This window comes from Stenotrophomonas sp. P5_A8, from assembly GCF_056400545.1.
Genome location: NZ_JBFULB010000193.1, coordinates 1 through 7335, shown reverse-complemented (window position 1 = coordinate 7335; position 7335 = coordinate 1). Strand labels below are relative to the sequence as shown.

Here is a 7335-nt window from a genome sequence, read left to right as displayed (position 1 = left end):
CCTGTACCCCACCACTGAGCGCCATCCGTGCGGCAACCCAACCACCTGCCGACACCGCCACGCCTGACACCAGCGCTCCCAGGGCGGACTTCTGCCCTGCCAGCAGCAGGAAGGCCAGGGCCAGGACAGCCACTGCAGCCAGCGGGTAAACCGCTGCGCGCAGCATCAGTCGCCGACCCGAATCAACGGAGTTCAGCACACGTATGTCCTGCTTGATCGTAAGTAGAAAGGCCGGGGTCGCAAGCAAGCGCCCCGTCGAGCCGCCAAATTATAGCAACGGGACAATTTGCGAGACAACCGCCCCCTGTTCATCCCGGATGTCTGCAAGTTGCTGCATCGCCACAGATTTTGCGGTCCACCGGCGGTCCAATCGTGGCCCTGTCAGGCTCTTGGCCTGTTGCGATGCAGCATATTGAACTTTGGTCGCAGCGCCCGGTCACAGACATCGACCTGCACTTTTCGATCCTCGTCGGCGCCCCAAGCGCAGGTCTGCTCCCCAAAGTGGCCCCGAGCTCTCTCCGGGGCCACTTTCTTTGGTGGGACCGGCCTCCGATGTTCCGGTACCCATCGGGGACCGGTCCGCAGCGGTTCAAACGCATTCCGACGCCGGTCGCGGCCACCCCACCCGCCCGGCGGCACAGGCTGTTGCATGAACGGTACACACTCCCTCCACCATACGTTCACGAATGGTGGACGCGGCACTGGGCAGAGTGTCGGCACATCAATGAACCACTGCAAGGACACACACCGATGCGCCTGACGCTTTCCCTCCTCGCCCTGCCGCTGGCCATGGCCGCGCTGACCCATGCCAACACCGCCAGCGCTGCCGAGGGCGATGACCGCTTCGCGCTGCGCCTGGGTGCGATGAACATCGATTCGGACAACACGATCCGCGGCAACAGCAACGTGGCCGGCCAGGACGTGGGCTTCTCCGAAGACTTCAAGCTGGGTGGCAAGGAATGGGAACCGCGCATCGACGGCATGTTCCGCATCAGCGACCGTCAGCGCCTGCTGTTCAACTACTTCAAGTACGACAAGGACCGCCGCGAGACGCTGGATGACGGCGTGAGCTTCGGTGACGTGTCCGTGCCGGCCGGCAGTTTCATCAAGGGTGAGCTGAAGTATCAGGTTGCCAGCCTGGTGTACGACTACTCGGTGGTGGATACCGATACCTTCGATCTCGGCCTTCAGCTGGGTGCCGAGTACGCCAAGGTGAGCACGAAGGCCTATGCCGACGTGGGTGATCTGTACCAGGGCCGTTTCCTGGATGAGAAGGCCGACGGTGTGGCGCCGGTGGTGGGTGCGCGCATGAGCTTCAACCCGTCCGAGAAGTGGATGATCACGGTGCAGGGCCAGTACCTGAACACCAAGTGGGGCAACTTCGATGATTACGACGGTGACCTGACCCGCGCCAATGCGATCGTGGATTACCGCCTGACCAAGAACTTCGGCCTGTTCGCCGGCTACGACTGGTTCAAGCTGGACGTGGACCAGAGCGGCAGCGACGGCACGATCGGTCTGAAGCAGGAGTTCAAGGGCCCGGTGGCAGGCGTCAGCTTCGTCTTCTGAGTTTTTCCAGGCGATCTCTCCGAGCGCGGCCCCCGGAACATCGGGGGCCGCGWTTTTTTGTGTGCCTGATCAGGGTGGAGCAAGGACCGGCTGGTCGAGTGTCGGGTGCGGATACCCTGGCCACGCTCCGGTAGCCGCTGGGAGGAGCGCGTCGGGTCGACGCTTCGCGGCGCCGCGATGCTTCCCTGACCGCAAGACCTTCTCTGCCCAGCGTTGGCTTCGGTAGCCCACAGCCGCTTCAAGTCGTCTTTGCGCAGAAAGATGGTCTGCAAGGGGCCTCCACACATCAAAGGCCGCATTCCTGTCCATCGCTGCGGCCTGGATACGTTCTCAACCGGCCCTGCCGAGAAGCGCGAAGAAAGGGCGAACGTCAGCGCGGCGGCGTCCTCGACCGACCCATAGCGCGTGCCTGCGCGATGGGTCGACCACCACGGTGGCGAACGATGCCCCTTCTGGATCGCAAACGCATCCATCGCGAACCCGTACGTCCGATAGGTCTGTCTTCTCGACAACCACAAATCTGGCGGGGGCGGCCGTGCCCCTTTCCCCCAGATCAGGACGGGGCAAGAACGCAAAAAAAGGCCGGCAGACGCCGGCCTCTTCCCCGCCTTCAATCAGGCCGTTACCAGCTGTAGCTCATGCCGAGTTGTGCGCTGGTCTGGTGGTAGCCGCTGGCCTGCTGACGCGCCAGCCCGGTCCAAGCGCCAAAGCCGTTGGCGAACTTCAACGAAGCACCCGCACTCACTTCCGCGCGCGTACGCGGAATCCGTGCGTCCGCGCGCTCATCGTCCATCCACACCTGGGATTCGGCGCGGGTGTATAGCCAGTTGGCGGCGATGTAGGGCTGCACATCGGCGGCGCCGTTGCCCCAGCGGGTCACGCCGGACAGCCGCAGACCGGCACGGCCGTACAGGCCATCGGCATCCTGCGTGGTCACCACCGTACCATTGGCTTCGGTGTGGCGCAGGTCGTCCCAGCGGTTGTAGCCCACCTGTAGCGTCGGCTCCAGGAAGATGCCGCCGGTCGGGTTACGCGAGACCCGGAAGGCGTAGCCGGTTTCGATTGCGCCCTGCCAACCGCGGGTGTCGTAGCGCTCCATTTCAAGCGCCACACCCTCCACGCGGTTGCGGAACTGGGCGCGCTGTACCGAGCCGTCCAGGTAGAAACCGGCGTAGGTATCGTCGGCATTACCGGCCCGCCACGTGCCATATACACCGAGCGCTTCGCCCTTCACCTTTCCACGTGCGTAATAGCCGCTCAGGGCATTGGTGGAGGTGCTGGTGGCATTGCCACTGGAGAGCATCAGGCCCGCGCTGCTGCCGCTCTCGTTGCGCCACACATCTGCGCCCACGCTTATCGACTGGCTGTTGCCACGAACGTCCAGCTGCTGGCTGATGGCATCGAAACCGGTGCGGGCGCCATCCACACGCGCCCAGCCACGGCCGCTGTTCTGGCCCGCGTTGCGCTCGTGGTAACCCAGTCGGAACATGGTCTGTGTTGCCTGCAGGTTGGCCAGGTAGGCACCCGGTTCCGGGCGCAGCACGGGCACCGGCGGATCGACGGGCGGATCGACGGGCGGATCGACGGGCGGGTCAACTGGCGGATCGACCGGCGTGCACCCCGGCAGCGATGGATCGACATCGCAAGGGTCCGGCGTGGTCGGGAGTTCCGAGCGTAGGACCCAGTTGTTACCGTTCTTGAACAGGAAGTACTCGTACTGGCCACCCACCGCACGGCCGGCCAGGTCGAACTGTCCATTGGATGTGCCGCCCACGGTGATCAGTTGGATGCCATTGACGGTCTGCGCACCGGCCCCGCCCACGTTGTTGACGCGAACGTTGGTCTGGCCGCTGGTGTCGCCGCCGATGATCAGCTTGTCAGAGGGAGCGTCATCGCCTGCGAGCACGGTGTTGAACACCAGCGTGCCGCCAGCGCCGGTGAAGTCGCCGGACACGTTGAGCGTCTGGAAGGCAGTGCCCTGCCCGAGGGACACGATGCCACCGCTGCCAACATTCAGCGAGGCAACATCGCTGTTCTTGTTAAGCTGCCACTGGCCGCCCTGGCTGATCGCCACATCCATGGCGCCAGTGATTCCACCGATGAGGGCTGCATTGTCTGTCAGCGCTAGCGAACCGGTGGTTCCCGCCCCTGCGCGGATATCCCCGGCCAACCGGCTGTCGTCGACCATGACGTCAGCATGGACATTGAGCGCGGGATTTGCGGTGTTTCCAGTGATATCAATCAGCACGCCGTTGCCTGCGATGAGCTCGGCATTGTTCCGCAGCGTAATGTCCACGTCGGTGTCGTTGGCGAAACTGGAACCAATGTAGATCGCGCTGCCGGAGAGGCCTTCGATGCGTGAAGCATCCACCGTGAGGGTGGAAGCCTGGGGCGTAAAGCCTGCGAGCTGATTTGATGCAAGGTATGCACCATGAAGGTCACCCCGCACGGTGGATCCATTCTGGGCGGTGACACCGCCAACTTCCAGCTGCAGCCCCACGCCATTACGGGTCCCGCCTGGCAGGCTTGCGTCTATGGTCCCCGTCATAGTTGAACTGGACAGTGTCAACTGGCCGTAACCATTTACCAGCGCTCCGGCTCCAACACCCTCAACGCTTGAGGAGTCCAGGCTCATGGAAGACAGGGACGCTGCAGGGCCAGGCAGTAATGTTCCCAGCGACACCCCAAAGCCGGTGCCGTTACGCACGTTGCTGCGGGTCATGACCGCGCTGGAGTTGACGACGCTCAACACGGCGTCCCCGTCGATGTTGCCCGCAAGCTGCGCATCCGTGGCCGTAAACTGGCTTTGATCGCGTATCGAAACAAAGCCGGCAGCCGCGCCAGGTTGAAGGATCAGCGTCGATCCATTGAACACATCCCAGTCCTCGCTGGGGTCGGCTGCTGTCACCGTTCGGGAGGCGCCGTCCCTGACCACGCCAGCTTGTGCAGGTGCAGCAATGCACAGCAGAAGTGCCGTTGAAAGAAGACACGGAGCGAGTGGGGCGTGAACGAGGGCACTGGAGGCAGGGGCTTTCATGAACGTTCTCCGGGGTCGGGGGATAGCACACGGCCACTCAACTTCCATCGCAATCGCAACGCTCAGTCAGCGTGGCTACGGAAGGTGGGCGTAGTTGGCCACCCCAGGTGGTGAAAGATGTGTGACCAGCTGCTGGTTTGAGTTGTGATTCGAGTCGCATCACAGCGAGGGGGTCGAACTTTGCACCGTGCCGGTAGTCGCGGTCCATGCAACAAATTGCAATGAGAGCTGTGGCTCGTTGTCGATCGCTCGCGTTGGCCCGCCGTTTGCCGGATCCCGCACCGGTAAAATAGCCGCGCCGCCCAAGCGACAGTGAGCGGATCACAGACTTCGACCGGGGGAAGAGCCGCTCGCGGCCGGGGGACATTTGCGCCAGGGGCGTACCGGCTGCTACCGGGCCCTCACGCTCGCGACCAGCCCGATCGGAGATGCCAAAACAGCCTGTGCACCCGGCCACCCGGGTAGCGTCGTGCTCACGCGGCGACGGCCTTGCAACAAGACACTCCCCCAAGTGGGAGAAGAACCAACAAAAAACCCCGGCTTTCGCCGGGGTTTTTCGTTGCAGCAGCGTCACCACCCATGGCGGCGACCCGCCGGTTACTTCTTTTTCGGCATGTACAGATCGGTGATCGTGCCGTCGTAGATCTCCGCCGCCATCGCCACCGATTCGCTCAGCGTCGGATGCGCGTGGATGGTGTGACCGATGTCTTCGGCCTCCGCACCCATCTCGATCGCCAGACCGATCTCGGCCAGCAGATCGCCGGCGTGCACGCCCACGATCGCGCCACCGACGATACGATGGGTTTCCTCGTCGAAGATCAGCTTGGTGAAGCCCTCGGTGCGACCGATACCGATCGCACGACCGCTGGCCGCCCACGGGAACTTGGCCACGCCCACCTTCAAGCCCTTGGCCTTCGCCTCGGTCTCGGTCACGCCCACCCACGCGATTTCCGGGTTGGTGTAGGCCACCGACGGAATCACCCGCGCCACCCACTCCTTCTTCTCGCCCGAAGCCACTTCGGCCGCCAGCTTGCCCTCGTGCGTGGCCTTGTGGGCCAGCATCGGGTTGCCGACGATGTCGCCGATCGCAAAGATGTGCGGCACGTTGGTGCGCATCTGACGGTCCACCGGGATGAAGCCACGGTCGGTGACCTGCACGCCCGCCTTCTCGGCGTCGATCTTCCTGCCGTTCGGCGAACGGCCCACGGCCACCAGCACGCGGTCGAAGGCGCTTGCTTCCAGGCCCGGCTTCTCGCCGTCCACTGCCGCCTCGAAGGACACCGTCACGCCGGCCTTGTCGGCCTTGACGTCGGTCGCCTTGGTCTTCAGGTAGACCTCCACGCCCTGCTTCTTCAAGCGGTCGGCCAACGGCTTGACCAGGTCCTTGTCGGCGCCCGGCATCAGCTGGTCCATGAACTCCACCACCGTCACCTTGCTGCCCAGCGCGGCGTACACCGTTGCCATTTCCAGGCCGATGATGCCGCCGCCGACCACCAGCAGCTTGCCCGGCACGTCGGCCAGTTCCAACGCATCGGTGGAATCCATCACCCGCTTGTCGTCCCACGGGAAGTTCGGCAGCTTCACCGCCTGCGAACCGGCGGCGATGATGCACTGCTCAAAGCGCAGCAGCTGGGTCTTGCCGTCGTCGCCGACGATCTCCAGCTCGTTGGCCGAGACGAACCTGGCAAGGCCCTGCACGGTGCGCACCTTGCGCTGCTTCGCCATGCCGGCCAGGCCCTTGGTCAGCTGGGTGACCACCTTTTCCTTGTAGCCGCGCAGCTTGTCCAGGGTGATCGTCGGCTTGCCGAACTCCACGCCGAAATCACCGGCGTGGGCGACTTCGTCGATCACCGCCGCCGCATGCAGCAGCGCCTTGGACGGGATGCAGCCGACGTTGAGGCAGACGCCGCCGAGGCTGGCGTAACGCTCGATCAGCACCGTGTCCACGCCCAGATCGGCCGACCGGAAGGCGGCGGTGTAGCCGCCCGGGCCCGCGCCGAGCACCACCATCTTGCATTCGATGTCGGCCGGCTTGCCCGAGGACAGCGCCGGCTGCGGTGCGGCCGGTTCGGCCGGGGCGCGGTGCGACGGGGTCACCGGCGGCTTGCTGGCCGATGCCTCGGCCTTGGGCGCGTCGGCCTTGGCCGGTGCGGCCGGTGCGGCGGCCTCACCTTCGGCCTCCAGCAGCAGCACCACGTCGCCTTCGGAGAGGTTGTCGCCGAGCTTGACCTTGATTTCCTTGACCACGCCGGCCGCCGAAGACGGCACTTCCAACGTCGCCTTGTCCGATTCCAGCGTGACCAGGCCCTGGTCCTTCTTCACCGTGTCACCCACGGCGACCAGCAGTTCGATCACCGGGACACCGCTGTAATCGCCGATGTCGGGAACCTTGATTTCAATTGCGGCCATTGTTGTTCTCCTGGGACTCAGCCGGCCTTGCCGGCGAGCAGTTGCTGCAGTTCGTCGAGCGACTCGTCCAGATCTTTCCAGCGACGGTCGAGCTTCTTTTCCTTGGTGTCGCTGGCTTCGATCAGCAGCGCCACCTGTTTCATCATCAGCCTGCCGCTGCCGCACTCCGGGCGCGGGCCACTGAAACGCTGCCCATCCACCTGGAAGGACAGCACTTCACCGTCCAGCACCGCGGCCTTGCGATCAACCGGCACCGCCGCATCGAGCGCGGCTTGCCAACTGCGCAGCAGCCGCTGCGCCAACGCGGCCGGAATGCTGAC

Annotated in this window: 3 protein-coding genes and 2 pseudogenes; 1 reads left to right on the top strand and 4 read right to left on the bottom strand. The window is 64.4% G+C overall.

Annotation, left to right across the window (positions count from 1 at the left end; genetic code table 11):
* Positions 1 to 199 (bottom strand): annotated as a pseudogene (locus AC1DQP_RS13630) (hypothetical protein); the annotation flags it as partial.
* A 551-nt stretch (positions 200 to 750) separates the two neighbouring features.
* On the opposite strand from AC1DQP_RS13630, the gene AC1DQP_RS13625 reads away from it, so the two are divergent.
* Positions 751 to 1569: a hypothetical protein gene (locus tag AC1DQP_RS13625; RefSeq protein WP_457319697.1), complete on the top strand. Its 819-nt coding sequence runs from the start codon at positions 751 to 753 to the stop codon at positions 1567 to 1569.
* A gap of 622 nt (positions 1570 to 2191) precedes the next feature.
* Here the strand turns inward: AC1DQP_RS13625 and AC1DQP_RS13620 are convergent.
* The 3 genes and pseudogenes from AC1DQP_RS13620 to AC1DQP_RS13610 all read right to left on the bottom strand — a co-directional run.
* The gene (locus AC1DQP_RS13620; protein ID WP_478051791.1) at positions 2192 to 4606 is read right to left on the bottom strand and encodes an autotransporter family protein; all 2415 of its coding nucleotides are present in this window, start codon (positions 4604 to 4606) and stop codon (positions 2192 to 2194) included.
* Positions 4607 to 5203: 597 nt separating this feature from the next.
* Positions 5204 to 7015: a dihydrolipoyl dehydrogenase gene (lpdA, locus tag AC1DQP_RS13615; RefSeq protein ID WP_478051790.1), complete on the bottom strand. Its 1812-nt coding sequence runs from the start codon at positions 7013 to 7015 to the stop codon at positions 5204 to 5206.
* Positions 7016 to 7032: 17 nt separating this feature from the next.
* A pseudogene (locus AC1DQP_RS13610) lies at positions 7033 to 7335 on the bottom strand (hypothetical protein); the annotation flags it as partial.